Here is a 1,542-nt window from a genome sequence, read left to right as displayed (position 1 = left end):
ATTTTTGCTCCTTTTATTAAACAAATAGAAATATTATTTTAATAAAGGACTAATTTATTCTACTAATGAATATGTTTTTTCTTTATTAATAGACAATAAAAAATTCATTAAATTAAAGCTAAAGTAAAAAAAGTAAAAAAAAATCGATTAGATGTTGCTATTGCAACATCTAATCGATTTCGTGTTTATTCATTGTTTTATGCGTCATTTTCGAGCAATAACTCCAGGACGTCGTCACAAATTGAGTTTAAATTTAACTCGAATTTTAACGAAAAATCTAAAACCTTTAAAGAAAAATTCATTTGGATTTTTACGTTCAAAAGGTCGAAATAATAGAGGTATCATTACAAGTCGTCATCGTGGGGGAGGTTGTAAAAGAATTTATCGTATTATTAATTTTAAGTATTCTAAAATAGGCGTACCTGGAAAAATAAAAACAATTGAATACGATCCAAATAGAAATTGTTTAATTTCACTTGTACATTATATAGATGGTGATAAACAATATATATTAACTTTTCAAAATTTATATATAGGTAAAATTATTTTATCTTCACCAAAAGCATATTTAAGTGAAGGGAATTCGTTGCCTTTAAAGTATATTCCTATTGGATTTACTGCACATAATATAGAATTTCATCCAAATAAGGGTGGTCAATTAGCTCGTTCTGCTGGAACTAAAGTTACTTTATTATTTAAATATAAAAACTATATTGCTTTACGCTTACCATCTGGAAAAAAAAGATTTTTTCCGGATAGTTGTTGGGCTACAATTGGTGTTTTAGGTAATCAGAAAAAAAAACTTATTGTTTTAGGAAAAGCAGGAAGTGCTAGGTGGTTAGGACAACGTCCTCATGTTCGAGGTTCTGCAATGAATGCTGTAGATCATCCACATGGAGGAGGAGAAGGAAAAGCTCCTATTGGTCGTAAACATCCTTATACACCATGGGGAAAACCTGCTTTAGGTGTAAAAACAAGAAAATTAAGAAAGTGGAGTGATCTTTATTTAAAAAGATTTAAAAGTAGAAAATAATTAATTTATGACTACAAAAAATAATGGATTTTTACATTATCACCTTTTGTCTAAAGTAAATGACATAATGAAAAGGGAAATGAAACAGAAACGACTAATAAAAAAAAGAAATAATAATACTATAACTAAAGAATATATTTCTAGATTTTATCGAACATATTCTAGATCTTCTATAATTTATCCCTTTATGAAAGAACATACAATTGCTATTTATAATGGTCAACGATTTGTACCCTCTTTTTTGAAAAGTAAATTAATAGGTTTAAAATTGGGTGAAATGTCCCCTACACGAAATTATACAGGTCATGCAAAAAAAAAGAAGGGTAAGCGTTTGGCAAAAAAGAAAAAATAATAATTTCTTTTTACATTTAATATTTTAAATTTTTTTATTTATAATATGACATATAAAGTTAACCCATCTCTTTTACGTTTAGGTATAATAAAATCACATTCAAATTTTTTATATACAGGACAATTTAATAAAACTACTAATGTTTTAAATTCTAGTT

General features: G+C 26.5%; 2 protein-coding genes. Both read left to right on the top strand.

Translation table 11 applies throughout. The features are described 5' to 3' along the window. The first annotated feature begins 199 nt into the window (after positions 1-199). Entirely contained in the window at positions 200-1,033 is an 834-nt protein-coding gene (rplB, locus tag JFN88_RS21350; RefSeq protein WP_199021360.1) for a 50S ribosomal protein L2, read from the top strand. Positions 1,034-1,040: 7 nt separating this feature from the next. Beyond that, positions 1,041-1,385: a ribosomal protein S19 family protein gene (locus JFN88_RS25505; protein WP_199021359.1), complete on the top strand. Its 345-nt coding sequence runs from the start codon at positions 1,041-1,043 to the stop codon at positions 1,383-1,385. Positions 1,386-1,542 lie beyond the last annotated feature (157 nt).

The sequence above is a fragment of the Paenibacillus roseus genome, assembly GCF_016424485.1.
Lineage (GTDB): Bacteria > Bacillota > Bacilli > Paenibacillales > Paenibacillaceae > Paenibacillus_D > Paenibacillus_D roseus.
The sequence above is the reverse complement of the archived record's forward strand: the minus strand, read 5'-3'. Positions and strand labels throughout refer to the sequence as shown.